This is a genomic window from Bacillus sp. B28 (assembly GCF_029536185.1).
Lineage (GTDB): Bacteria > Bacillota > Bacilli > Bacillales > Bacillaceae > Bacillus > Bacillus halotolerans.
In genome coordinates this window covers 2,857,170-2,881,334 of sequence record NZ_CP120511.1, presented here as the reverse complement: position 1 = coordinate 2,881,334, position 24,165 = coordinate 2,857,170, and the positions used below count along the sequence as shown (strand labels likewise).

Sequence of the window (24,165 nt, the reverse complement as noted above, 5' to 3'; positions counted from 1 at the left end):
TTTTTTAATGCCAAAAACCCGCAAATAAAGGCGTTTTTTAGGGAAAATCATAGAATGAAAAAAAAAAATTATAGGTAAACATTTAACAAATGTCTGATTATTGTTTATAATAGGAATAGGCACAAACTTAAAAAAGCTTATAAGAATTTGTTATGTTCTTTCATAAGCAAAGGGTTTCAGCACCAGCAGGCAGTAAAATGTAAGCATTTTCTTTTGGGGGGAGAAATACTTACAACATGCTTTTTAAGTTAGCCTCATGTTTTTACAACACTCTTAAAGGGGAAATTTATTGAAAAGGAGATGTTATATATGACAGCGACACGCGGTCTTGAAGGGGTTGTAGCAACAACATCATCTGTTAGTTCGATTATTGATGATACCCTTACATATGTGGGGTATGATATCGATGATTTGACAGAGAATGCGAGCTTTGAAGAAATCATTTACTTGCTTTGGCACTTAAGGCTGCCAAACAAAAAAGAGCTTGATGAGTTAAAACAGCAGTTAGCAAAAGAAGCTGCCGTTCCGCAAGAAATTATTGAGCACTTCAAATCTTATTCCCTCGAAAATGTTCATCCCATGGCTGCTCTTCGGACAGCGATTTCTTTACTAGGCCTGCTTGACAGCGAGGCTGATACCATGAACCCGGAAGCCAACTACAGAAAGGCGATCCGCCTTCAGGCAAAGGTGCCTGGTCTGGTTGCAGCGTTTTCCAGAATCCGCAAGGGTCTTGAACCCGTTGAGCCAAGAGAAGACTACGGCATTGCAGAGAATTTTCTCTACACATTAAATGGAGAAGAGCCTTCACCGATTGAGGTTGAAGCCTTCAACAAAGCACTGATTTTACATGCCGATCACGAGCTGAACGCGTCAACGTTTACAGCGAGGGTCTGTGTGGCAACACTTTCGGATATCTACTCAGGAATTACTGCAGCAATCGGCGCACTGAAGGGCCCGCTTCACGGCGGTGCAAACGAAGGCGTCATGAAAATGCTGACAGAGATCGGCGAAGTGGAGAATGTCGAGCCTTTCGTTCGCGCCAAGATGGAAAAGAAAGAAAAAATAATGGGATTCGGCCATCGCGTTTATAAGCATGGCGATCCGCGCGCCAAACATTTAAAAGAAATGAGCAAACGTCTGACCAACCTGACCGGCGAAAGCAAATGGTATGACATGTCGATTCGCATCGAAGAAATCGTGACATCAGAAAAAAAGCTTCCGCCTAACGTTGATTTCTATTCCGCTTCTGTTTATCACAGCCTCGGAATTGACCATGACCTGTTCACACCGATTTTTGCTGTGAGCAGAATGTCTGGCTGGCTCGCTCATATCCTTGAGCAGTATGACAATAACCGCCTGATCCGCCCGCGTGCAGATTACACAGGCCCTGACAAACAAACTTTTGTTCCGATTGAAGAAAGAGCCTAAAGAACCATGGGGGGCTGGCTTATGTTAATGAAGTTAGCCTCTTGTTCAGAACATCAAAGATGGTTTACACTTTAGAATGTTAAGAAAAATCATTTTGTTTTCTATATAAGAAAAATAAAATGTTTTCTAAATATGAATTACATACTGGGAGGTTTTTATTGTGGCACAAGGTGAAAAAATTACAGTCTCTAACGGAGTATTAAACGTACCAAACAACCCGATTATCCCGTTTATTGAAGGAGACGGAACCGGTCCTGATATTTGGAATGCGGCTTCAAAAGTTTTGGAAGCCGCAGTAGAAAAAGCATATAAAGGTGAAAAGAAAATTACGTGGAAAGAAGTTTATGCCGGAGAAAAGGCTTATAATAAAACAGGTGAGTGGCTTCCTGCTGAAACATTAGATGTCATCCGCGAATATTTCATCGCGATTAAAGGCCCGTTAACGACACCTGTCGGCGGCGGTATCCGTTCTTTGAACGTAGCGCTCAGACAAGAGCTTGACCTATTCGTTTGCTTGAGACCGGTAAGATATTTTACTGGAGTGCCGTCACCGGTAAAACGCCCTGAGGATACTGACATGGTCATCTTCCGTGAAAATACAGAAGATATTTACGCAGGCATCGAGTACGCAAAAGGCTCTGAAGAAGTGCAAAAGCTTATCAGCTTCCTGCAAAATGAATTGAATGTCAACAAAATCCGTTTCCCTGAAACATCAGGTATCGGCATTAAGCCTGTTTCTGAAGAAGGAACAAGCCGTCTGGTCAGAGCGGCAATTGAATATGCGATTGAGCACGGCCGCAAGTCTGTAACGCTTGTACACAAAGGAAACATCATGAAGTTCACGGAAGGCGCCTTCAAAAACTGGGGCTATGAGCTTGCGGAGAGAGAATACGGCGAAAAAGTCTTCACATGGGCTGAATATGACCGCATTGCTGAAAAAGACGGAAAAGACGCCGCTAATAAAGCGCAAAGCGAAGCAGAAGCAGCAGGCAAAATCATTATCAAAGACAGCATTGCTGATATTTTCCTTCAGCAGATTCTGACACGTCCAAGCGAATTTGATGTTGTTGCAACAATGAACCTTAACGGAGACTATATTTCTGACGCTCTTGCGGCGCAAGTAGGCGGAATCGGTATTGCTCCTGGGGCGAACATCAACTACGAAACAGGACATGCGATTTTCGAGGCGACACACGGAACGGCTCCTAAATACGCCGGACTTGATAAAGTAAACCCATCTTCAGTTATTCTTTCAGGTGTGCTGCTGCTTGAGCATTTAGGATGGAATGAAGCGGCTGATTTAATCATTAAATCTATGGAAAAAACAATCGCTTCTAAAGTCGTAACTTACGATTTTGCCAGATTAATGGACGGCGCGACTGAAGTTAAATGTTCAGAGTTCGGAGAAGAACTGATTAAAAACATGGACTAAGCAAGGAAACAGCCTAAAATTAGCCATAAAGGAGAAGAGAGACATGGGAAATACTCGTAAAAAAGTTTCTGTTATCGGAGCAGGTTTTACCGGAGCGACAACAGCTTTCTTAACCGCTCAAAAAGAGCTGGCGGACGTTGTTCTCGTTGATATCCCGCAATTGGAGAACCCGACGAAAGGAAAAGCCCTTGATATGCTGGAAGCCAGCCCGGTTCAAGGCTTTGACGCGAAAATTACGGGTACATCTAATTATGAGGATACGGCGGGCTCTGACATTGTTGTCATTACAGCCGGTATTGCAAGAAAACCTGGTATGAGCAGGGATGATCTAGTCTCTACAAACGAAAAAATTATGAGAAGCGTCACACGAGAAATCGTGAAATATTCTCCTGACTCTATCATTGTGGTTTTGACAAACCCTGTTGATGCAATGACATACGCAGTATATAAAGAGTCTGGCTTCCCGAAAGAGCGCGTGATCGGCCAATCAGGTGTGCTTGATACGGCAAGATTCAGAACGTTTGTGGCGGAGGAATTAAACTTGTCAGTGAAAGATGTGACTGGTTTTGTTCTCGGCGGGCACGGTGACGATATGGTGCCGCTTGTACGTTATTCTTATGCTGGCGGTATCCCGCTTGAAACTCTCATTCCAAAAGACCGGATTGACGCGATTGTGGAGCGCACAAGAAAAGGCGGCGGCGAGATCGTGAATCTTTTAGGAAATGGAAGCGCGTATTATGCGCCTGCGGCTTCATTGACAGAAATGATCGAAGCAATCTTAAAAGATCAGCGCCGCGTCCTTCCTACAATTGCTTATCTTGAGGGAGAATACGGCTATGAAGGCATCTACCTTGGTGTTCCTACAATTGTCGGAGGAAACGGGCTTGAACAAATCATTGAGCTTGAATTGACAGAATACGAGAAAGAACAGCTGAATAAATCAGTTGAATCTGTCAAAAATGTGATGAAAGTATTATCCTAAAATAAAAAGAGAAAGGCTGGTTTAATCGAAGCCTTTCTCTTTTTATTACAAAATGAAAGCGCTTCCTCCTATTCCTCAGCTGCCTCTTGTATTTTTCTTTTAAAATGATGTAAAAGGCGAATTGTCGGAATGTCCGGCTTTCGTTAAAATAAAATCATGAAACATGGTAAGATGACATAAAATAGAGAAATAGGATGTCGGGGAATTAAGATACTGGAGGCACAGCATGAACAAGAAAATTTTAGTTGTGGATGATGAAGAATCTATCGTTACACTTTTGCAGTACAATTTGGAGCGATCAGGCTATGAGGTTATTACTGCTTCGGATGGAGAAGAAGCACTCAAAAGAGCGGAAACAGAAAATCCTGATTTAATTGTGCTTGATGTGATGCTTCCAAAGCTGGATGGAATTGAAGTATGCAAGCAGCTGAGACAGCAAAAACTCATGTTTCCTATTTTGATGCTGACAGCGAAGGATGAAGAATTTGACAAAGTATTAGGGCTTGAGCTTGGTGCTGATGATTATATGACCAAGCCGTTCAGCCCTCGAGAAGTCAATGCAAGGGTAAAAGCTATTTTAAGGCGTTCTGAAATGGCTGCGCCCTCTAATGATATGAAAAACGAGGAAACAGAAGGACAAATTGTTATCGGCGATTTGAAGATTCTGCCCGATCATTATGAAGCTTATTTTAAAGAAAATCAGCTTGAGCTGACACCGAAAGAATTTGAGCTGCTTTTGTATTTAGGCAGACATAAAGGCAGAGTGCTGACGAGAGATTTGCTTTTAAGTGCTGTCTGGAATTACGATTTTGCCGGAGATACGAGAATTGTTGATGTGCATATCAGCCATCTTCGAGACAAAATTGAAACGAATACAAAAAAACCGATCTATATTAAAACCATTAGGGGATTGGGGTATAAATTGGAGGAGCCAAAAATGAATGATTAAATATCGTGTGCGCCTTTTTTCTGTGCTCGTTGTCTGTATGATTGTGGTGTTTAGTGTACTCGGGCTGTTTTTACAGCAGCTCTTTGAATCTTCTGATCAAAAAAAATCGGAGGAACACATTGAAAAGGAAGCCAAATACATGGCTTCGCTGCTTGATGCCGGCAATCTGAATGACCAGGCAAATGAGAAAGTCATTAAAGATGCAGGCAGTGCGCTTGATGTAGAAGCGTCCGTGATCGATACAGAAGGAAAGGTGCTGTACGGGTCTGACGGCAGCGCGGCGGATTCTTCACAGATTCAGGCGCTTGTCTCCGGTCATGAGGGAGTTCTCGAAAAAGAGGAGAACATGCTTTATTATGGGCTTTCGCTTAGGAGCAAAGGCGAAAAAACTGGGTATGTGCTGCTTACTTCCCGTGAAGAAAGCTCGGGTCTGAATGGCGAGATGTGGGGCATGCTGACGGCCAGTCTTTGTACCGCTTTTATTATTATTGTTTTCTTTTATTCTAATATGACCTCTCGCTACAAAAGATCTATTGAAGCAGCCACAAACATGGCAACAGAGCTGTCCAAGGGGAATTACGATGCCCGTACATACGGCGGTTATATCAGGCGTTCTGACAAGCTTGGCCGGGCCATGAACAGCCTTGCTGTTGATCTGATGGAAATGACGAGGACGCAGGAAATGCAGCGCGACCGCCTGCTGACTGTCATTGAAAACATCGGCTCCGGGCTGATTATGATTGATGGAAGAGGTTTTATCAATCTCGTCAACAGGTCTTACGCGAAGCAGTTTCATGTCAATCCGAATCAGATGCTGCGCCGTCTTTATCATGATGCATTTGAACATGAAGAAGTGATCCAGCTTGTCGAAGAGATTTTTATGACTGAGACGAAGAAATGCAAGCTATTAAGGCTTCCGATCAAAATTGAAAGGCGTTATTTTGAAGTGGACGGCGTTCCTATTATGGGGCCGGATGATGAATGGAAAGGGATCGTGCTCGTTTTTCATGACATGACGGAAACGAAAAAATTAGAGCAGATGAGAAAAGATTTTGTGGCCAATGTTTCCCACGAGCTGAAAACGCCGATTACATCGATCAAAGGGTTTACGGAAACGCTATTAGACGGGGCAATGGAGGACAAAGAGGCGCTTTCAGAATTTCTCTCGATTATTTTAAAGGAAAGCAAAAGGCTTCAGTCATTGGTGCAGGATTTGCTTGATCTTTCTAAGATTGAGCAGCAAAACTTTACGCTCAGCATCGAAACGTTCGATGCAGCGAAAATGCTGGCTGATATTGAAACGCTACTTAAGCATAAAGCGACGGAGAGAGGTATCTCTTTACAGCTGAACGTTCCGAAAGACCCTCTCTATGTAGCGGGCGACCCGTACCGGCTGAAACAGGTGTTTTTGAATCTCGTAAACAATGCATTAACCTATACACCGGAGAAGGGTTCGGTAGCTATCAATGTCAAACCGGGAGAAACAGAGATTCAAATCGAAGTTTCCGATACCGGGATTGGAATCCAGAAAGAAGAAATTCCCCGCATCTTTGAACGGTTTTACCGCGTTGATAAAGACAGAAGCAGAAACTCAGGCGGGACCGGTCTCGGTCTTGCGATTGTCAAGCATTTAATAGAGGCTCATGAAGGCAAAATCGATGTGACAAGCGAGCCGGGCAGAGGCACTGTGTTTACAGTGACGCTGAAGCGGGCTGCTGAAAAGCCTGTTTAATGTTTACAAAGCTTTAACAATATCTTCATGCACTGTTAAACCTATGCTGGTAGGATGTAGTAGAACCCCTTCATCCAAGGAGCCAATTTTGACGGCGGGAACCTTTTTGTGTTCCCGTCCTTTTTTGTGTGTTCTCATCGGTTCGCGTATTTTCCTTTCAAATTGAACTTTGTTAAAATAAGAGAAGCTAAAGACTATTATTATGAGATGAATGGAAGCTGCTGCTTCTTAGGAGGATATTGAATGACGGAACGAAAAAAATTAGTGCTTGTAGACGGAAACAGTCTCGCTTACCGGGCGTTTTTCGCATTGCCGCTGTTAAGCAATGATAAAGGAATTCATACAAATGCGGTTTACGGTTTTGCGATGATTTTGATGAAAATGCTTGAGGATGAAAAGCCGACGCATATGCTGGTTGCGTTTGATGCCGGGAAAACGACGTTTCGTCACGGCACATTTAAAGAGTATAAAGGCGGAAGACAGAAAACCCCGCCTGAGCTTTCAGAACAAATGCCGTTTATCCGCGAGCTGCTTGATGCCTATCAAATCAGCCGCTACGAACTGGAACAATACGAAGCTGACGACATTATCGGCACACTCGCCAAATTGGCTGAAAAAGACGGCTTTGAGGTAAAGGTTTTCTCGGGAGATAAGGATTTAACACAGCTGGCAACAGATCAGACGACGGTTGCCATTACGAGAAAAGGAATTACCGATGTTGAGTTTTACACACCAGAGCACGTCCGGGAGAAATACGGACTCACGCCTGACCAAATTATTGATATGAAGGGTTTAATGGGGGATTCTTCTGACAACATCCCGGGTGTGCCTGGTGTCGGGGAAAAAACCGCGATTAAGCTGTTAAAGCAATTCCATTCTGTTGAAAAGCTTCTCGAATCAATTGATGAGGTAAGCGGAAAAAAACTCAAGGAAAAGCTTGAAGAATTTAAGGATCAGGCCTTGATGAGCAAGGAATTGGCGACGATTATGACCGATGCGCCGATTGAGGTATCCGTTTCGGGTCTGGAATATCAAGGCTTTAATCGTGAACAGGTCATTGCCATCTTTAAGGACCTTGGGTTCAATACGCTTCTTGAACGGCTCGGGGAAGACGGTGTAGAGGCGGAGCAGGATCAGTTGTTAGAAGAAATTGATGTCAAAACAGTCACCGATGTGACTAGCGATATATTGGTTTCTCCATCTGCATTTGTCGTTGAACAGATTGGCGATAATTATCATGAAGTGCCGATTCTCGGTTTTTCAATAGTGAACGAAACGGGAGCCTACTTTATTCCAAAAGACGCTGCTGTCGAGTCTGATGTGTTTAAAGAATGGGTGGAAAATGACGATCAGAAAAAATGGGTCTTTGACAGCAAGCGGGCTGTCGTGGCTTTGCGCTGGCAGGGCATTGAGCTGAAAGGTGCGGAGTTTGATACGCTTCTTGCCGCTTATATCATTAATCCGGGCAATTCGTATGACGACGTTGCCAGTGTGGCTAAGGATTACGGCTTGCACATCGTTTCAAGCGATGAATCAGTTTACGGCAAGGGAGCAAAACGCGCAGTGCCGGCAGAAGGCGAACTGTCTGAGCATCTCGTCAGAAAGGCTTTAGCCATTCAAAGCCTCCGGGAAAAGCTCGTTCAGGAGCTGGAGAACAACGATCAGCTTGAATTGTTTGAGGAGCTGGAAATGCCGCTGGCGCTTATTCTCGGAGAAATGGAATCAACAGGCGTTAAGGTTGATGTTGACCGCTTAAAACGAATGGGAGAAGAACTGAGCGCCAAGCTGAAGGAATATGAAGAAAAAATTCATGACATTGCAGGAGAGTCGTTTAATATTAATTCTCCTAAACAGCTCGGCGTCATCCTGTTTGAAAAGATCGGCCTGCCAGTTGTGAAGAAAACGAAAACAGGCTATTCAACGTCTGCTGATGTGCTTGAAAAGCTGGCTGACAAACATGATATTGTTGACTATATTTTGCAGTACAGACAAATCGGCAAGCTGCAATCGACATACATCGAAGGACTTTTAAAGGTGACAAGAAAAGATACACACAAGGTGCATACACGCTTTAACCAAGCCTTAACGCAAACAGGGCGCCTCAGCTCGACCGATCCGAACCTGCAAAACATACCGATCAGGCTTGAGGAAGGGCGCAAGATCCGCCAGGCCTTTGTTCCGTCTGAAAAAGACTGGCTCATTTTTGCTGCTGATTACTCGCAAATCGAGCTGCGGGTGCTTGCCCACATTTCAAAGGATGAAAATTTGATCGAAGCCTTTACAAACGACATGGATATTCATACAAAAACAGCAATGGATGTGTTCCATGTTGCTGAGGATGAAGTGACATCGGCGATGAGACGCCAGGCGAAAGCGGTCAACTTCGGGATCGTATACGGCATCAGTGATTACGGGCTTTCACAGAATCTCGGCATTACGCGGAAAGAAGCCGGGGCATTCATCGACCGATATTTGGAAAGCTTCCAGGGCGTCAAATCGTATATGGAGGACTCGGTGCAGGACGCGAAGCAAAAAGGCTACGTAACCACGCTGCTGCATCGCCGCCGCTACATCCCTGAACTGACGAGCCGAAACTTTAATATCCGCAGCTTTGCGGAGCGGACGGCAATGAATACGCCGATTCAAGGAAGTGCCGCGGATATTATTAAAAAAGCCATGATTGATATGGCAGCCAAGCTGAAAGAAAAGCAGCTGAAGACAAGATTGCTGCTTCAAGTGCACGATGAATTGATTTTTGAAGCGCCGAAGGAAGAAATTGTAATACTTGAAAAGCTTGTTCCAGAAGTGATGGAGCATGCGCTTGCATTAGATGTGCCGTTAAAGGTGGACTTTGCTTCAGGCCCATCCTGGTACGATGCGAAATAAACAGAGATAAAGGAAGTGATGGATGTGCCGGAATTACCAGAGGTTGAAACCGTCCGGCGCACTCTGACCGGGCTTGTAAGAGGAAAAACAATCAAATCGGTAGAGATCAGATGGCCGAATATCATCAAACGGCCTGCCGAACCGGAGGAATTTGCGCGAAACTTAGCAGGAGAAACCATCCAGTCTATCGGAAGACGGGGAAAGTTTTTGCTGTTTTACTTGGATCATTATGTCATGGTTTCCCACCTTCGTATGGAAGGGAAGTACGGGCTTCACCAAGAGGAGGAGCCGGACGATAAACACGTGCATGTCATATTTACGATGACGGACGGAACCCAGCTGCGTTACAGGGACGTTCGGAAATTCGGAACCATGCATTTATTTAAACCGGGAGAGGAAGCAGGGGAGCTGCCGCTTTCTCAGCTCGGACCCGAACCGGATGCAGAAGAATTTACGAGTGCGTATTTGAAAGCACGGCTGGCGAAAACAAACCGAGCTGTCAAAACCGCTCTTCTGGATCAGAAAACGGTCGTCGGACTCGGGAACATTTATGTGGACGAGGCTCTGTTCAGAGCGGGCGTCCATCCTGAGACAAAAGCAAACCAGCTATCAGATCAAAAAATCAAAAAACTTCATGCTGAAATTAAAAATACCCTTCAGGAAGCGATTGATGCCGGTGGAAGCACTGTCCGGTCGTATATCAATTCCCAAGGAGAAATCGGAATGTTTCAGCTGCAGCATTTTGTGTACGGGAAAAAAGATGAGCCCTGCAAAAATTGCGGCACCATGATTACCAAAATTGTCGTCGGAGGCAGAGGCACACATTTTTGCGCCAAGTGCCAGAAAAAATAGAGGAATGCTTCATCGTCCAAGCTGTCGGTGCATATATCAGTAACTCTGTAATAGAGGAAGTGCCGTTTTTCGGAAACACGGATTTTTCACTTTTCCATATACATGATTGTGATGAATCTCCGGGCATTTAACATCTGATACAAGAGCACCAACAGAAAGGAAGAAACGGATATGCAAATGGTTTCTATACTGCTGCTGGCGTTAGCTGTCAGCTTGGACAGTTTTTCAGTCGGGTTTACGTATGGATTGCGAAAAATGAAGATACCGCTAAAAGCCATAATTGTCATTGCCTTCTGTTCCGGCACTGTTATGTTTATATCCATGCTGATCGGAAGCTTTCTCACCAAGTTTTTTCCCGTGTATGTGACTGAGAAGCTCGGCGGGTTAATATTGGTTGGAATCGGCGTGTGGGTTTTATATCAATTTTTCAGGCCGGCAAAAGACAAAGACTACTTATTGCATGAAAAAACGCTGCTTAATTTAGAGGTTCGGTCATTGGGCATTGTGATCCATATTTTGAGAAAACCGATGAGTGCGGATATCGACAAATCTGGTGTGATTAATGGAATTGAAGCGGTGTTATTGGGATTCGCCCTGTCGATTGATGCCTTCGGAGCAGGTATGGGAGCAGCCATTCTCGGTTTTTCCCCCATTGCGATGAGCATAACCGTCGCGATGATGAGTTCGCTGTTTGTGTCAGTCGGCATCAATGCCGGCCATATTCTGTCTAAATGGAGATGGATCGATAAAATGGCGTTTTTGCCGGGGCTTCTGCTGATCACGATCGGGCTCTGGAAATTGTAAAAAGGAGTGGATCTCTTGACCTTAGTCATTGGTTTAACGGGAGGAATAGCAAGCGGCAAAAGTACGGTTGCCAATATGCTGATAGATAAAGGAATCACTGTCATAGATGCGGATATCATTGCAAAACAAGCGGTAGAAATAGGGATGCCGGCCTACCGGCAGATCATTGACGAATTTGGTGAAGACATTCTGCTCGAAAATGGTGATATAGACAGAAGAAAGCTTGGGGCGCTGGTCTTTACAAATGAACAGAAGCGTCTTGCTTTGAATTCAATTGTTCATCCTGCGGTCAGAGAGGAAATGCTCAAGCGGCGTGATGAGTCCATTGCAAATCAGGAGACATTTGTAGTATTAGATATTCCGCTTTTGTTCGAAAGCAAATTGGAGTCTTTAGTTGATAAAATTATTGTGGTCAGTGTGACAAAAGAGCTTCAGCTTGAACGCCTGACCAAGCGCAACCAATTAACGGTGGAAGAAGCGCTTAGCCGGATCCGCTCCCAAATGCCATTAGAGGAAAAAGTGTCAAGAGCGGATAACGTTATAGATAATAGCGGCACACTGGAAGAGACAAAACAGCAGCTTGAGGAAATTCTCAGCTGCTGGGCATAACAAAACACCGTTCATTATGAACGGTGTTTTTGTGATTAAAAATCAAAATTGTCCGGATCAGGACCCACGCGCAGATTTTCATTTAACGCATCAATTCGGTTCATGTCATCCTGTGATAATTCAAAATCAAATATGTTCGCGTTCGCTTTAATTCGATGTTCCTTTGTAGATTTAGGAATGGTGATGACGCCGTGCTGTAAATCCCAGCGTAAAATGATTTGCGCGACGGATTTGTTATATGATTTTGCGATGTCTGTCAGCTCGGGATGATCAAGCAATTGTCCCTGCATTAAAGGTGACCATGCTTCCATTTGAATGCCTTGCTTCTTGCAATAATCCATCAGCTCTTTTTGCGTAAGGCGCGGGTGGAATTCCACTTGGTTGATCATAGGCTTCATTTCAGCACCCTTCAGCAGATCCTTCAGGTGGTGGATTTGGAAATTGCTCACTCCGATCGCTTTGACACGGCCTTCTTTATACAGTGTTTCAAGTGCTCTCCAAGCTTCTTTATATTTGCCTTCCACAGGCCAGTGAATGAGGTATAGATCTAAATATTCCAAACCGAGTTTTGACAGGCTTGTTTCAAATGCCGCCAATGTTTCCTCATACCCTAAATCCGCATTCCACACTTTTGATGTGACAAATAGATCCTCTCTGGAGATGCCGGCTTCTTCAATTCCTTGCCGCAAGCCTTCCCCGACTCCCGCTTCATTTCCGTAGATAGCGGCAGTATCAATACTGCGGTAACCGTGAACAATGGCGGTTTTCACCGCATTGACGAGTTCCGATCCTTCTTCCACTTGGAATACACCGAGGCCGAACCACGGCATTTTCACCCCGTTATGAAGTGTTGCTGCTGCTTGTAAATGTGTTGTCATGTTTGTTTCCTCCTATTGAAATGTTAGGCTGCCTGCCGATCCTGTTTTTCCAGAAGACGGCTCCAGCCTGTTAAGATGACGGCTCCTGCTACCATTAAAGCTCCAATCCACGCGGTATGAATCAGTCCGATGGAATCGGTAATCACGCCTCCCAAAAAAGATCCTAGGGCAATTCCTGCGTTAAATGCTGCAATATTAATCGCGGATGCTACGTCTACTGCGCTCGGTACAAAACGTTCAGCCAGCATGACGACATATACTTGCAGGCCGGGCACATTCATAAAGGCCAGCAAGCCCATAAAGAGAATCGTAATGAGGCCGGCAATTTTATAAGGAGCCGTAAATGTTAACGTAAACAGGACGAGGGCCTGTACGATAAACATATAAAACAGCGAGGCGATCGGATTTCGATTGGACAGTTTCCCGCCAATCATATTGCCGATGGCAATGGCAATTCCGTATACGAGCAGGATAATGGCTACAGTGCCGGCCTTAAAGCCCGTCACTTCCTGAAGCAGGGGAGACAGGTAAGTGAACACAACAAATGTTCCTCCGTACCCTAAAGCTGTTATGACAAATAAAAGCAGTAAACGGCCGTTTGTCACAAGCTTCAATTGGTCCCGCATCGTTGTTTTCGTCCCTTTTCGTAAATTGGAAGGGACAAGAATGCCATTTGCAATGACAGCGATAATGCCGACGGCGATAATAACCATAAAGGCAAACCGCCAGCCGAGCTGCTGGCCGATAAACGTGCCGAAAGGAACTCCGGTTACTGTTGCGACGGTGAGTCCTGTAAACATAATGGAAATCGCACTCGCCCTTTTATTTTCAGGGACAAGATCAGCTGCGATCGTCGAGCCGATCGACATAAACACACCGTGTGAAAAAGCGGATATCACACGTGCTGTTAAAAGAATCCCGATGCTTGTGGCCGACGCGGCCATCGTATTCCCGGCGATAAAAATGATCATGATCCAAAGCAATAGCGTCTTTCGTGACATGCTTGAGGTCAATGACGTTAAAATAGGCGCGCCGAACGTAACACCCAGTGCGTATAGCGAAACGGTCAATCCCGCTGTTGTTACAGGAATGTGTAAATCATCAGATATTAACGGCAAAAGGCCGACGCTGATAAATTCGGTTGTCCCTATCGCGAATGCACTAATGGCGAGTGCCAGAAGTGCAGGAATGCTGCTTTTATTGGCTGAAGTCATTCAAGATCCTCCTTTTCTGTTATGTGTTGTATGATTGAAATTCTGCCGAACAAGCTATATAAATAAAAGAGCAGATTCAATTCAGCCGGCAAATGTGATTATGAAAGATATCATCAAAAAAGAAAAGTACGTACTTTTAAGTGCTATAGTCACTTTTTGGTGCCTGTAAGGAGAGTGAACCGCATGGAGAAGAAAAAATATAACATTTCAGTTGAAGCGACTCTTGAAGTAATAGGCGGGAAATGGAAATGCGTGATTTTATGCCACCTGACACACGGAAAAAAACGAACAAGTGAGTTAAAGCGTTTAATGCCGAATATCACTCAAAAAATGCTGACCCAGCAGCTGCGCGAGCTGGAAGCTGACGGTGTCATTAACCGTATCGTGTACAATCAGGTTCCTCCTAAAGTGGAATACGAACTGAGTGAATACGGCCGCAGCTTAGAAGGCATTTTAAATATGCTCTGCGATTGGGGAGCGAATCATATCAACAAGGTATACGGCGATACTTTCTCTGTATTAGAAGAAAGTGTGCTCAATGATAAATTGAAACAGGAATCATAAGAAAATAAAGCAGGCAGTGCGCAGCGCTGTCTGCTTTTTTGATTCTTCATCCTCATATTGTGTGCAAGAAAACGTATGATACATCATAAATTAACGTTATAATCGTTGATTTTTATCAATATGTACTGGCGAATTCTTTTTAATGTGTTATACTAATTTCAGATGACAACAATTTAGAATGACATAATTGATGAGGGGTGACCAACGTGAAGGTAAAAGTAGCGATAAACGGGTTTGGAAGAATCGGAAGAATGGTCTTTAGAAAAGCAATGTTAGACGATCAAATTCAAGTAGTGGCTATTAATGCCAGCTATTCGGCTGAAACGCTGGCTCATTTAATAAAGTATGACACAAATCACGGACGGTACGACAAAGAGGTTGAGGCTGGAGAAGACAGTCTGATTGTGAATGGAAAAAAAGTACTCTTGTTAAACAGCCGTGATCCGCAACAGCTGCCTTGGCGGGAATATGATATTGACATTGTCGTTGAAGCAACAGGGAAGTTTAATTCAAAAGAAAAAGCGATGGGACATATTGAAGCGGGCGCGAAAAAAGTCATTCTGACCGCTCCGGGGAAAAATGAAGACGTTACCATTGTGATGGGTGTTAATGAAGACCAATTTGATGCTGAACGCCACGTGATTATTTCAAATGCGTCATGCACGACAAATTGTCTTGCACCGGTTGTGAAAGTGCTTGATGATGAATTTGGCATTGAGAGCGGTCTAATGACGACAGTGCACGCTTATACGAATGATCAAAAAAATATTGATAATCCGCACAAAGATTTGCGTCGCGCCCGGGCATGCGGTGAATCCATCATTCCGACGACAACAGGAGCGGCAAAGGCGCTTTCGCTTGTTCTGCCTCACCTGAAAGGAAAGCTTCACGGTCTCGCTTTGCGTGTGCCTGTTCCGAACGTCTCATTAGTTGATCTTGTTGTCGACTTGAAAACGGATGTAACGGCAGAAGAGGTAAACGAAGCATTCAAGCAGGCTGCCAAAACGTCAATGTACGGAGTGCTTGATTATTCGGATGAACCGCTCGTGTCGACAGATTATAATACGAATCCGCATTCGGCGGTTATTGACGGGCTTACGACAATGGTGATGGAAGACAGGAAAGTAAAGGTTCTCGCATGGTATGACAATGAATGGGGCTACTCATGCAGAGTAGTTGATCTCATCCGCCATGTGGCGGCACGAATGAAACATCCATCTGCTGTATAGAATAAGGTCATGGACACAATTTAAGAAAAAACCCTTAACAGCATATTTCTGAAAAAACGCTTCTTGCAAATTAGACTTAAACACAGTATACTATTTTTCGTGAACTTCTTGCTTGAGACTGTTTCGGGATTACTTAAAGGGTTAGGACCTCTCCGGACTAACTTTCCCCCGTGGTAAATAGCCGACCCAGTTGTTGGAACTTCACTTTTTAATTCTTGTTAAGGGGGGTCCATGACTATGGAAACAATGGGGCGTCACGTTATCTCCGAGCTATGGGGATGCGATTTTGATAAGCTGAATGACATGGATTTTATTGAAAAAACGTTTGTAAATGCTGCTTTAAAATCAGGAGCTGAGGTGCGCGAGGTTGCATTTCACAAATTTGCACCGCAGGGCGTAAGCGGAGTCGTTATTATTTCTGAATCACATTTAACGATTCACAGTTTTCCTGAGCACGGATATGCAAGCATTGATGTTTATACTTGTGGAGACTTAGATCCTAATGTCGCTGCTGACTACATTGCAGAGGCATTACATGCTGATACAAGAGAAAACATTGAAATACCAAGAGGAATGGGGCCTGTGCAGATTAAGCAGGCGCAAGCGAAAGTCCTATAAAGTAAACACGAACACAAAGGGAGCTGGAGCTAGAAAGCCGTTACGCGCTTTTTAGCTTATGCTCCTTTTATTTTTATGAACAAACAGGGGCGGCTAGCTTTTTCTTTTTCCGTTTTTTTTGTAAAATAAGAAAGAGATATGTCATAAACCGCCTGATGCTGTTAGACACAGCCTAAACAACGGCTCTCCCGACAGATGCCTGTCACATCATTTTATAGCCGGAGGCTGCCGAATATACATTGCAGGGAACGAAATAGTTGGGAGCTGATTTTATTGAAATGTCCTTCATGCCAGCATAACGGAACGCGAGTCCTCGATTCACGTCCTGTGGATGACGGAAAATCCATTCGCAGAAGACGGGAATGCGAAGCCTGCCATTACCGCTTTACTACCTTTGAGAAAGTGGAGGAAACCCCGCTCATCGTTGTAAAAAAAGAAGGCGTGCGAGAGGAATTCAGCAGGGAAAAAATGCTGCGCGGCCTTATTAAAGCGTGTGAAAAAAGGCCTGTTTCACTCAAAACGCTGGAAGATATGTGTTTTGACATTGAAAAAGAACTGCGCAATCAAGGCTGTTCCGAAGTGAAAAGCGAGTTCGTCGGAGAAATGGTCATGGACCGCCTGGCTAAGGTTGATGAAGTCGCATATGTGCGGTTCGCGTCCGTCTATAGGCAGTTTAAAGATATTAATGTCTTTATCGATGAATTAAAAGATTTAATAAAGAAAGAGCGTTAAAGAGCTAAAAGGATTCTTCTAGCTCTTTTCTCATGTGCAAAATTGGCATTTGATAGATATTCGAAACGGTGTAAAATGAGAGGTAGAAACATAATCGGAAGGTTTGAGAATGTATGGCTGACTATTGGAAAGATGTACTGCCTGTAGACCCTTATGTGGTGAAAAGCAAATCAATGCTGCAGGATATTGACAGACAAATTATTACACAACTGTACCAGCCCTTAATCGGCCCTGTTGCATTCTCTCTTTATATGACATTGTGGGGAGAACTTGAACAAAACCGTCTGTGGGGCGGAGAATCCACACATAGACAGCTGATGGGAATGACCCAGTCCAATTTGAAAACGATCCATCAGGAACAGGGAAAGCTCGAGGGCATCGGATTGCTAAAAGTATATATGAAAGAATCCGAGCGGCAGGAGCGTCTCTTTATATATGAACTGCTGCCGCCGCTGCGGCCGAATGAATTTTTCGAAGACGGCATGCTGAACGTTTTTCTGTATAACAGAGTCGGAAAAACAAAATATCAGCAGTTAAAACAATTTTTCACGCATCCGGCGATTTCAGAAGACGCCAAAGACATTACAAGGCCGTTTAATCATGCGTTTGAATCACTGCAGCCGAGTGAATGGAAGCTCACATCCGATATGGAGGAAACGGTGAGACTTGCGACGGGAAGGGAGTATACAACTGTCGGACAGGCTCCGTCCTATACTGTTACAGAGGATGTTTTCGATTTTGATTTGTTTTTAGCGGGGCTTTCGGAGACGATGATTCCAAGAAAAGCAATGACACAGCAGGTGCGGGAAACGATTAAAAAGCTTTCTTATTTGTACGGCATTGATCCTTTGCAGATGCAAAACGTTGTCATGAGCGCGATCGATGAGCATGAAGTGATTACCACCGAAGCTTTAAGAAAAGCGGCAAGCGACTGGTACCAAATCGAGAGGAACGGACAGCTGCCGGACTTAGTGGAGAAAACACAGCCGGTACATCTGCGTGAAGGCGGAAAAGCGGCAGAAGAGGATTCGCTGGATAGTGAGCTGATCGCATTGCTGGAGGTCATCTCACCGAAAAAGCTTCTTCAGGATATCGCGGACGGAACCGAACCGTCAAAAGCAGATCTAAAAATTATAGAAGAAATTATGTTTGAACAGAAGCTGGAGCCAGGGGTCACAAATGTATTGATTTATTACGTCATGCTGAAAACCGACATGAAGCTGTCGAAAAATTATATACAAAAAATTGCCTCCCATTGGGCGCGCAAAAAAGTCAAAACGGTCAGAGAAGCGATGAAGCTTGCCATAGAAGAAAACCGCCAGTATCTCGAATGGGCTGAAGGGAAAACGAGCCAATCTTCTAAACGAAATCAAAAAGTGATTCGCGAGGAAAAACTTCCTGACTGGATGAAAGAAAAGAAAACGGCTTCCGATTCTGAAACCGGACAGCAAATGCTGCAAGAACAGGACTTGGAAGAACAGAAGAAAAAGATGATGGAAGAAATGAAAAAACTGAAAAAATACTCTGCCTATTAAGAGCAGAGATGCGGGGTGAAGTAATACATGGAACCAATCAGCCGTTCCCTGCAGGGCGTAACCGGCAGACCGGATTTCCAAAAGCGTCTTGAACAAATGAAGGAAAAAGTGATGAAGGATCAAGACGTTCAGGCATTTTTAAAGGAAAATGAAAACGTCATCGATCAAAAAATGATTGAAAGAAGCTTAAATAAGCTTTATGAATATAGTGGACAGAGCAAGCACTGCTCTTATTGTTCAGAAGACGAAAACAGCAATAATCTGTTGGAGGGCTACCATCCGAAGCTTGTGATGACCGGCCGCTCTATTGATATCGCGTATTACGAATGTCCGGTCAAACGAAAGCTCGATCAGCAGAAAAAACAGAAGTCCCTCATGAAAAGCATGTATATTCAGCAGGATCTTCTCGGAGCGACGTTCCAGCAGGTCGATATTAATGATCCGAGCAGACTTGCAATGTTCCAGCATGTCACGGATTTTCTGAAAAGCTATAATGAGACGGGAAAAGGGAAAGGATTATATTTGTACGGCAAGTTCGGTGTAGGGAAAACCTTTATGCTCGCCGCTATTGCCAATGAGCTGGCGGAAAAAGAGTATTCCTCCATGATCGTCTATGTGCCCGAATTTGTCAGAGAGCTGAAAAATTCGCTTCAAGATCATTCGTTGGAAGAAAAGCTGAACATGGTAAAAACCACGCCTGTATTGATGCTCGACGACATCGGAGCAGAATCGATGACGAGCTGGGTCAGGGATGAAGTCATCGGGACAGTGCTTCAGCACCGAATGTCCCAGCAGCTGCCGACTTTCTTCTCTTCTAATTTCTCGCCTGATGAGCTGAAACATCATTTTACGTATTCTCAAAGGGGAGAAAAGGAAGAAGTGAAAGCGGCAAGATTAATGGAGCGGATATTATATCTGGCTGCTCCTATCCGTCTTGACGGAGAAAACCGCCGCCATTAATAACCGCTGCGGTTCAAAGGGGAAGGAACTGAGGGTATGAAACTAAAAACGGCTGTTAAATGGCTGGCAGTGCTTGCGGGAGCAGGCTTGATTTTTTGGGCAAATAAAAGGTATCTAAATCTGTCTCCGAAAGAAATCCGGATATGGGTTTTATCATTCGGCATCTTTGCGCCGCTTATCTTTATCGGGATATCGATCGTCAGGCCGCTTGTATTATTTCCGGTATCAGTTATTTCTATTGCGGGCGGTCTGGCCTTTGGCCCGATTCTCGGCACGCTCTACACACTATTTGGGTCGATGTGCGCTTCGGCTGTCTCATTTTTTGCAGCCGGTCTGTTTGCGGCAAAAACCAACAGCCATCACGAAAGGCTGGAAAACATCCAGAAGCAGATGGAGGAAAACGGTTTTTTCTATATCTTTCTTCTGCGGATCCTTCCGATTAATTTTGACTTCGTCAGCTATGCGGCAGGGCTTTCTAATGTCAAGCCGCTCCCATACTTTGCGGCGACGGCTGCGGGAATCATCCCTGGGACCGTTGCACTGAACGTGCTGGGAGCAAGCTTTTTCACGGGCAATTTGCCCGCCTTCTTTCTCGTCCTCGGATTTTATATCATTTTTATGGCACTGCCATTTATCTTCAGAAAGAAAATGCAAAGCTTGTTTCAAGAATCAAATTAAGATTTGCCGGTGACCTTTACGTCTATTTTAAAAACATCCCCCATATACTTGTAACAGATGCCGTAAGGGGGGACAAACATGCTTGAAATAATCTTTGAAGATGAACATGATACTGCCGCTTTTTTACATCTCATTCAGCATTCGGACGATCGGAAAAACATCATTGTCCGTGAAGGCATACGAAAAATCGGGATTGAAAAAGCTGAGCCGGCTTTCTCTATTCAGGGTTTTATGGAGCCGATTCTGGTCAAGTTTTTTTTAGATTGCAAAGAAGACGAGCATATGCTGTCGTTGATTGAAGAGACGTATTGTTTCACGGACCAGGATGAGCAGCAGCAAATCCTTCAGCTCGCACACAGTATTATAGAAGGAGAAGCTGATGTTCTTCCGTTTGAACCGATGAAGCCGCCGCGCAAGCAGTGTATTTCAGATGAGCTCCAAACGATTTGTTTAGAGGACGGGGTATTTTCAATTCGTTCCTTTCAAACCTTTCGCCTCGGACAGTACTACGAACAGCTTAGAGAAACTGTGGAAGCGGCAATAGACGAATATAAGATGGAGCAGGAGTACCAAAACTTTATTCAGACACTCAGAGACTATGTAATGGCTAAACCGCCGCGAATCAAAAGGGTGCACATTGTCCATGATGGTTCATTTACACTGTGGGAGATGCGCTATGTGCCGGAACGGGAAAAAATGAAATACATAGACAGGCGATTTGTCCGGGATCATCCCATGTACATTGACTCCCATTTGCTTGCGCCGCTGATCTCCATCGCGCCTGATGAGGTGATTCTCTATACAGACCAGCCCGAGCATATGATGGTAAGGACGATTCAAAACGTATTTCAAGAGCGTGTGCAAATACTTCCGCTTCAGGCGTTTTCAAACGCTGAAGCACCGGTCAAGCACTCAGAGGGATAAGTGCCGGCAGCCTGTAAACATAAGGCTGCCGCTTGAAAAAAAGGAAATACAATCGTGTTGATTTTTTGGAACGAACAATTTATAATACATAGGAGATTAAGATTGACACACGTACTGATAAGGACATGAAGGAATGATACCGGCTTAAAGAGAGGGAAGTCACGGCTGCAAGCTTCCCAGCTAAGGACCATTCGCTTTACCGCCTTTGAACTTCAGCTGTGAACCCCTTTATAAGGAACAGTAATAGCTGACGGGAACTCCCGTTACAGAGTTTAGAGCCGCAGGTGCCGGTGTATTGGCTTGCGGAAAAAAGGGTGGAACCACGATTCCGTTTATTCAACCTCGTCCCTTTCATAGGGGGCGGGGTTTTTATATGCAAAAAAGGAGTGACAATGATGTCAGATATGGTAAAAATCACATTTCCTGATGGAGCAGTCAAGGAGTTTGCGAAAGGGACAACAACAGAAGATATCGCGGCATCCATCAGTCCGGGATTAAAAAAGAAATCATTAGCCGGAAAACTGAACGGAAAAGAAATCGATTTGAAAACGCCGATCAACGAAGACGGCACTGTGGAAATCATTACTGAAGGATCAGAAGAGGGTCTTGAGATTATGCGCCACAGTACGGCTCACTTGCTGGCACAAGCGATTAAACGCATTTACAAAGACGTGAAATTCGGTGTCGGTCCTGTTATCGAAAACGGTTTTTACTATGATGTAGAAATGGAAGAAGCGATTACGCCGGAGGATCTGCCGAAAATCGAGAAAGAAATGAAAAAAATCGTCAATGCGAACCTTCCGATCGTTCGAAAAGAAGTCAGCCGTGAAGAAGCGAAAGCCCGCTTTGCGGAAATCGGCGATGACCTGAAGCTTGAACTGCTGGATGCGATTCCTGAGGGAGAAACCGTATCGATTTACGAGCAGGGCGAATTCTTTGACCTGTGCCGCGGCGTACACGTTCCTTCAACAGGAAAAATCAAAGAGTTTAAGCTGTTAAGCCTTGCTGGCGCATACTGGCGCGGTGACAGCAATAATCAAATGCTTCAGCGTGTATACGGAACAGCTTTCTTCAAAAAAGCTGATCTTGACGAGCATCTTCGCATGCTTGAAGAAGCAAAAGAGCGTGACCACAGAAAACTCGGCAAAGAATTAAAGCTGTTTGCGAATTCTCAAAAAGTCGGACAAGGTCTGCCGCTTTGGATGCCAAAAGGCGCGACAATCCGCCGCACGATCGAGCGCTACATTGTCGATAAAGAAATCAGCCTCGGCTATGAACACGTCTATACACCAGTGCTTGGAAGCAAAGAGCTGTATGAAACATCAGGACACTGGGATCATTATCAAGAAGGCATGTTCCCTCCGATGGAAATGGACAACGAAACACTTGTATTGCGTCCGATGAACTGCCCGCACCATATGATGATTTACAAACAAGACATTCACAGCTACCGCGAACTTCCAATCCGTATTGCGGAGTTGGGAACGATGCACCGCTATGAAATGTCAGGTGCGCTGTCAGGGCTTCAGCGCGTACGCGGAATGACGTTGAATGATGCACACATCTTTGTACGCCCGGATCAAATTAAGGATGAGTTTATCCGTACAGTCCGTTTAATCCAGGATGTATATGAAGATTTCGGTTTAAGTGATTACACATTCCGTCTGTCTTACCGTGATCCGGAAGACACAGAGAAATACTTTGATGATGATGAAATGTGGAACAAAGCGCAATCCATGCTGAAATCTGCAATGGACGAAATCGGCCACGACTATTACGAAGCAGAAGGTGAAGCGGCATTCTACGGCCCTAAACTTGATGTTCAGGTGAAAACAGCGATCGGCAAGGAAGAAACATTGTCTACTGTTCAGCTGGACTTCTTGCTGCCTGAACGCTTCGATCTGACATATATCGGTGAAGATGGCAAGCAGCATCGTCCGGTTGTTATTCACAGAGGTGTGGTATCAACAATGGAACGCTTTGTTGCATTCTTAATCGAAGAGCATAAAGGCGCACTTCCAACATGGCTTGCACCGGTTCAGTTCCAAGTCATCCCGGTTTCTCCGGCTGTGCATTTGGATTATGCGAAGCAAGTACAAGAGCGCCTCCAGCGTGAAGGCCTGCGTGTAGAAGTCGACAGCCGTGATGAAAAAATCGGCTACAAAATCCGCGAAGCGCAAATGCAAAAAATTCCGTACATGCTTGTGGTCGGTGACCAAGAAGCAGAAAACGGTGCGGTAAACGTCCGTAAATACGGAGAGCAGAAGTCTGAAACCATTTCACTTGATGATTTTGTGAAAAAGGCTGTAGCTGAAGCAAAGAAATAATACAAAAAAAGCATGATCTCATGAAGGAGATCATGCTTTTTTATTTATGTTCTAAAATAGGAAACAAATCATGAAGGCTGCTGATGATGTGATCAGGCGTCACTTCTGTTTCATTTTTCTTATCCGTCCGGTTGATCCAAACGGTTTTGATTCCGGCTCTGGAAGCGCCTAAAATATCAGTATTCAAATTATCGCCGACCATGATGGCATCCTCTTTCTGGATCTTCATTAGCTGCAGGCAATGCTCGAAAATAGAAGCATCGGGTTTCCCTTTGCCAAAAGAGCCTGAGATGACAATTTCATTGAAATAAGGGGCGAGCTCAGGCACGCCGGCGAGCTTCTCCTTTTGCAGACTCGGATCGCCGTTAGTCAAAAGCAGCAACTCATACTTTCCTTTTAATTGATCAAGCACATCAAATGTTTCATCGTAAACAAACGGGCGTTTTCGGCGTTCCGCTGCAAAAAACTCTCCCAAATATTCACCATATGCCGGATCGTCGACACCAAGCGCTTTTAGGCCGTTTGTCCATGCGTTTCGTCTGTACTCCGGCACAATCTTATTCAGCTTCTGAAATCCTTCACTGATCGGCTCGGAGAAATTTGACCACAGCCCTTCAAATGGGTTAATGCCGATCATCACCGTATAAGGGTATGTCTCGTAAGACATGTACAATTCTCTCGCCGCTTCCCGAACAGCTGCTTCGAATTCCTCAGGGTCAAGACCATATTTTTTCTCGGCCTGTAAACATGTTTCTGCAAATGTTGTTCTGACGCTTTTCTCATCCCAAAGTAGTGTATCGTCTAAATCAAAAAATACGGCTTTCATGATCTT

General features: G+C 44.5%; 20 protein-coding genes and 1 pseudogene. 18 read left to right on the top strand and 3 right to left on the bottom strand.

What is annotated here, in order from left to right:
• The first annotated feature begins 309 nt into the window (after positions 1-309).
• The 9 genes and pseudogenes from citZ to coaE all read left to right on the top strand — a co-directional run bounded on the left by citZ (position 310) and on the right by coaE (position 11,674).
• Complete coding sequence (citZ, locus tag P3L57_RS14315; protein ID WP_010335272.1) at positions 310-1,428, top strand: citrate synthase; 1,119 nt, start codon at positions 310-312, stop codon at positions 1,426-1,428.
• A 160-nt stretch (positions 1,429-1,588) separates the two neighbouring features.
• Positions 1,589-2,860 carry an NADP-dependent isocitrate dehydrogenase gene (gene icd / locus P3L57_RS14310; RefSeq protein WP_024122455.1) on the top strand — a complete coding sequence of 424 codons (1,272 nt, stop codon included), beginning with the start codon at positions 1,589-1,591 and terminating at the stop codon, positions 2,858-2,860.
• Between the two features lie 43 nt (positions 2,861-2,903).
• Positions 2,904-3,842 (top strand): malate dehydrogenase, encoded by a 939-nt coding sequence (gene mdh, locus P3L57_RS14305; RefSeq protein ID WP_010335270.1) that lies wholly within the window; start codon positions 2,904-2,906, stop codon positions 3,840-3,842.
• Between the two features lie 226 nt (positions 3,843-4,068).
• Positions 4,069-4,791, top strand: a complete 723-nt coding sequence (phoP, locus tag P3L57_RS14300) for a two-component system response regulator PhoP (RefSeq protein ID WP_010335269.1) — start codon at positions 4,069-4,071, stop codon at positions 4,789-4,791.
• Positions 4,784-6,523, top strand: coding sequence for a two-component system histidine kinase PnpS (gene pnpS, locus P3L57_RS14295; protein WP_044153891.1), 1,740 nt, complete (start codon positions 4,784-4,786; stop codon positions 6,521-6,523). Before phoP ends, pnpS begins: the two co-directional genes overlap by 8 nt.
• A gap of 243 nt (positions 6,524-6,766) precedes the next feature.
• Positions 6,767-9,409: a DNA polymerase I gene (polA, locus tag P3L57_RS14290; RefSeq protein WP_069487072.1), complete on the top strand. Its 2,643-nt coding sequence runs from the start codon at positions 6,767-6,769 to the stop codon at positions 9,407-9,409.
• Positions 9,410-9,433: 24 nt separating this feature from the next.
• Positions 9,434-10,261 carry a DNA-formamidopyrimidine glycosylase gene (gene mutM / locus P3L57_RS14285; RefSeq protein ID WP_059352206.1) on the top strand — a complete coding sequence of 276 codons (828 nt, stop codon included), beginning with the start codon at positions 9,434-9,436 and terminating at the stop codon, positions 10,259-10,261.
• A gap of 153 nt (positions 10,262-10,414) precedes the next feature.
• A pseudogene (gene ytaF, locus P3L57_RS14280) lies at positions 10,415-11,065 on the top strand (sporulation membrane protein YtaF); the annotation flags it as partial.
• A gap of 15 nt (positions 11,066-11,080) precedes the next feature.
• The gene (gene coaE, locus P3L57_RS14275) at positions 11,081-11,674 is read left to right on the top strand and encodes a dephospho-CoA kinase (RefSeq protein ID WP_059293434.1); all 594 of its coding nucleotides are present in this window, start codon (positions 11,081-11,083) and stop codon (positions 11,672-11,674) included.
• 35 nt (positions 11,675-11,709) lie between these two features.
• Here the strand turns inward: coaE and P3L57_RS14270 are convergent, their stop codons facing one another.
• Together P3L57_RS14270 and P3L57_RS14265 are read right to left on the bottom strand one after the other, a co-directional pair.
• Entirely contained in the window at positions 11,710-12,552 is an 843-nt protein-coding gene (locus tag P3L57_RS14270; RefSeq protein WP_059293435.1) for an aldo/keto reductase, read from the bottom strand.
• Positions 12,553-12,575: 23 nt separating this feature from the next.
• On the bottom strand, positions 12,576-13,766 hold the full coding sequence (locus tag P3L57_RS14265; RefSeq protein ID WP_059293436.1) for an MFS transporter: 1,191 nt from the start codon (positions 13,764-13,766) through the stop codon (positions 12,576-12,578).
• Between the two features lie 183 nt (positions 13,767-13,949).
• Here P3L57_RS14265 and P3L57_RS14260 point away from each other — a divergent pair, with 183 nt between their 5' ends.
• The 9 genes from P3L57_RS14260 (at position 13,950) to thrS (ending at position 23,333) form a co-directional block, all read left to right on the top strand.
• Positions 13,950-14,330, top strand: coding sequence for a winged helix-turn-helix transcriptional regulator (locus P3L57_RS14260; RefSeq protein WP_044153912.1), 381 nt, complete (start codon positions 13,950-13,952; stop codon positions 14,328-14,330).
• Positions 14,331-14,536: 206 nt separating this feature from the next.
• Entirely contained in the window at positions 14,537-15,559 is a 1,023-nt protein-coding gene (locus P3L57_RS14255; protein ID WP_059293437.1) for a glyceraldehyde-3-phosphate dehydrogenase, read from the top strand.
• A gap of 237 nt (positions 15,560-15,796) precedes the next feature.
• Positions 15,797-16,177 carry an adenosylmethionine decarboxylase gene (gene speD / locus P3L57_RS14250; protein WP_003223584.1) on the top strand — a complete coding sequence of 127 codons (381 nt, stop codon included), beginning with the start codon at positions 15,797-15,799 and terminating at the stop codon, positions 16,175-16,177.
• Between the two features lie 273 nt (positions 16,178-16,450).
• Complete coding sequence (nrdR, locus tag P3L57_RS14245; RefSeq protein WP_010335260.1) at positions 16,451-16,909, top strand: transcriptional regulator NrdR; 459 nt, start codon at positions 16,451-16,453, stop codon at positions 16,907-16,909.
• Positions 16,910-17,022: 113 nt separating this feature from the next.
• Positions 17,023-18,444 (top strand): replicative helicase loading/DNA remodeling protein DnaB, encoded by a 1,422-nt coding sequence (gene dnaB / locus P3L57_RS14240; RefSeq protein WP_059293438.1) that lies wholly within the window; start codon positions 17,023-17,025, stop codon positions 18,442-18,444.
• A gap of 27 nt (positions 18,445-18,471) precedes the next feature.
• Positions 18,472-19,404, top strand: coding sequence for a primosomal protein DnaI (gene dnaI, locus P3L57_RS14235; protein ID WP_044153922.1), 933 nt, complete (start codon positions 18,472-18,474; stop codon positions 19,402-19,404).
• Positions 19,405-19,440: 36 nt separating this feature from the next.
• Positions 19,441-20,082, top strand: coding sequence for a TVP38/TMEM64 family protein (locus P3L57_RS14230; RefSeq protein ID WP_044153927.1), 642 nt, complete (start codon positions 19,441-19,443; stop codon positions 20,080-20,082).
• 78 nt (positions 20,083-20,160) lie between these two features.
• Positions 20,161-21,006: a putative sporulation protein YtxC gene (ytxC, locus tag P3L57_RS14225; RefSeq protein WP_069487074.1), complete on the top strand. Its 846-nt coding sequence runs from the start codon at positions 20,161-20,163 to the stop codon at positions 21,004-21,006.
• 395 nt (positions 21,007-21,401) lie between these two features.
• Positions 21,402-23,333, top strand: coding sequence for a threonine--tRNA ligase (gene thrS, locus P3L57_RS14220; RefSeq protein WP_044153931.1), 1,932 nt, complete (start codon positions 21,402-21,404; stop codon positions 23,331-23,333).
• Between the two features lie 40 nt (positions 23,334-23,373).
• Here thrS and P3L57_RS14215 read toward each other — a convergent pair whose 3' ends face one another.
• The gene (locus tag P3L57_RS14215) at positions 23,374-24,159 is read right to left on the bottom strand and encodes an HAD family hydrolase (protein ID WP_069487076.1); all 786 of its coding nucleotides are present in this window, start codon (positions 24,157-24,159) and stop codon (positions 23,374-23,376) included.
• Positions 24,160-24,165 lie beyond the last annotated feature (6 nt).

Coding starts and splice junctions, on each gene's coding strand:
- citZ (WP_010335272.1), top strand. CDS start 310: ATGACAGCGACACGCGGTCTTGAAGGGGTTGTAGCAACAACATCATCT.
- P3L57_RS14270 (WP_059293435.1), bottom strand. CDS start 12,552: ATGACAACACATTTACAAGCAGCAGCAACACTTCATAACGGGGTGAAA.
- pnpS (WP_044153891.1), top strand. CDS start 4,784: ATGATTAAATATCGTGTGCGCCTTTTTTCTGTGCTCGTTGTCTGTATG.
- dnaB (WP_059293438.1), top strand. CDS start 17,023: ATGGCTGACTATTGGAAAGATGTACTGCCTGTAGACCCTTATGTGGTG.
- phoP (WP_010335269.1), top strand. CDS start 4,069: ATGAACAAGAAAATTTTAGTTGTGGATGATGAAGAATCTATCGTTACA.
- dnaI (WP_044153922.1), top strand. CDS start 18,472: ATGGAACCAATCAGCCGTTCCCTGCAGGGCGTAACCGGCAGACCGGAT.
- ytxC (WP_069487074.1), top strand. CDS start 20,161: ATGCTTGAAATAATCTTTGAAGATGAACATGATACTGCCGCTTTTTTA.
- P3L57_RS14265 (WP_059293436.1), bottom strand. CDS start 13,766: ATGACTTCAGCCAATAAAAGCAGCATTCCTGCACTTCTGGCACTCGCC.
- thrS (WP_044153931.1), top strand. CDS start 21,402: ATGTCAGATATGGTAAAAATCACATTTCCTGATGGAGCAGTCAAGGAG.
- P3L57_RS14215 (WP_069487076.1), bottom strand. CDS start 24,159: ATGAAAGCCGTATTTTTTGATTTAGACGATACACTACTTTGGGATGAG.
- speD (WP_003223584.1), top strand. CDS start 15,797: ATGGAAACAATGGGGCGTCACGTTATCTCCGAGCTATGGGGATGCGAT.
- polA (WP_069487072.1), top strand. CDS start 6,767: ATGACGGAACGAAAAAAATTAGTGCTTGTAGACGGAAACAGTCTCGCT.
- mdh (WP_010335270.1), top strand. CDS start 2,904: ATGGGAAATACTCGTAAAAAAGTTTCTGTTATCGGAGCAGGTTTTACC.
- P3L57_RS14230 (WP_044153927.1), top strand. CDS start 19,441: ATGAAACTAAAAACGGCTGTTAAATGGCTGGCAGTGCTTGCGGGAGCA.
- P3L57_RS14260 (WP_044153912.1), top strand. CDS start 13,950: ATGGAGAAGAAAAAATATAACATTTCAGTTGAAGCGACTCTTGAAGTA.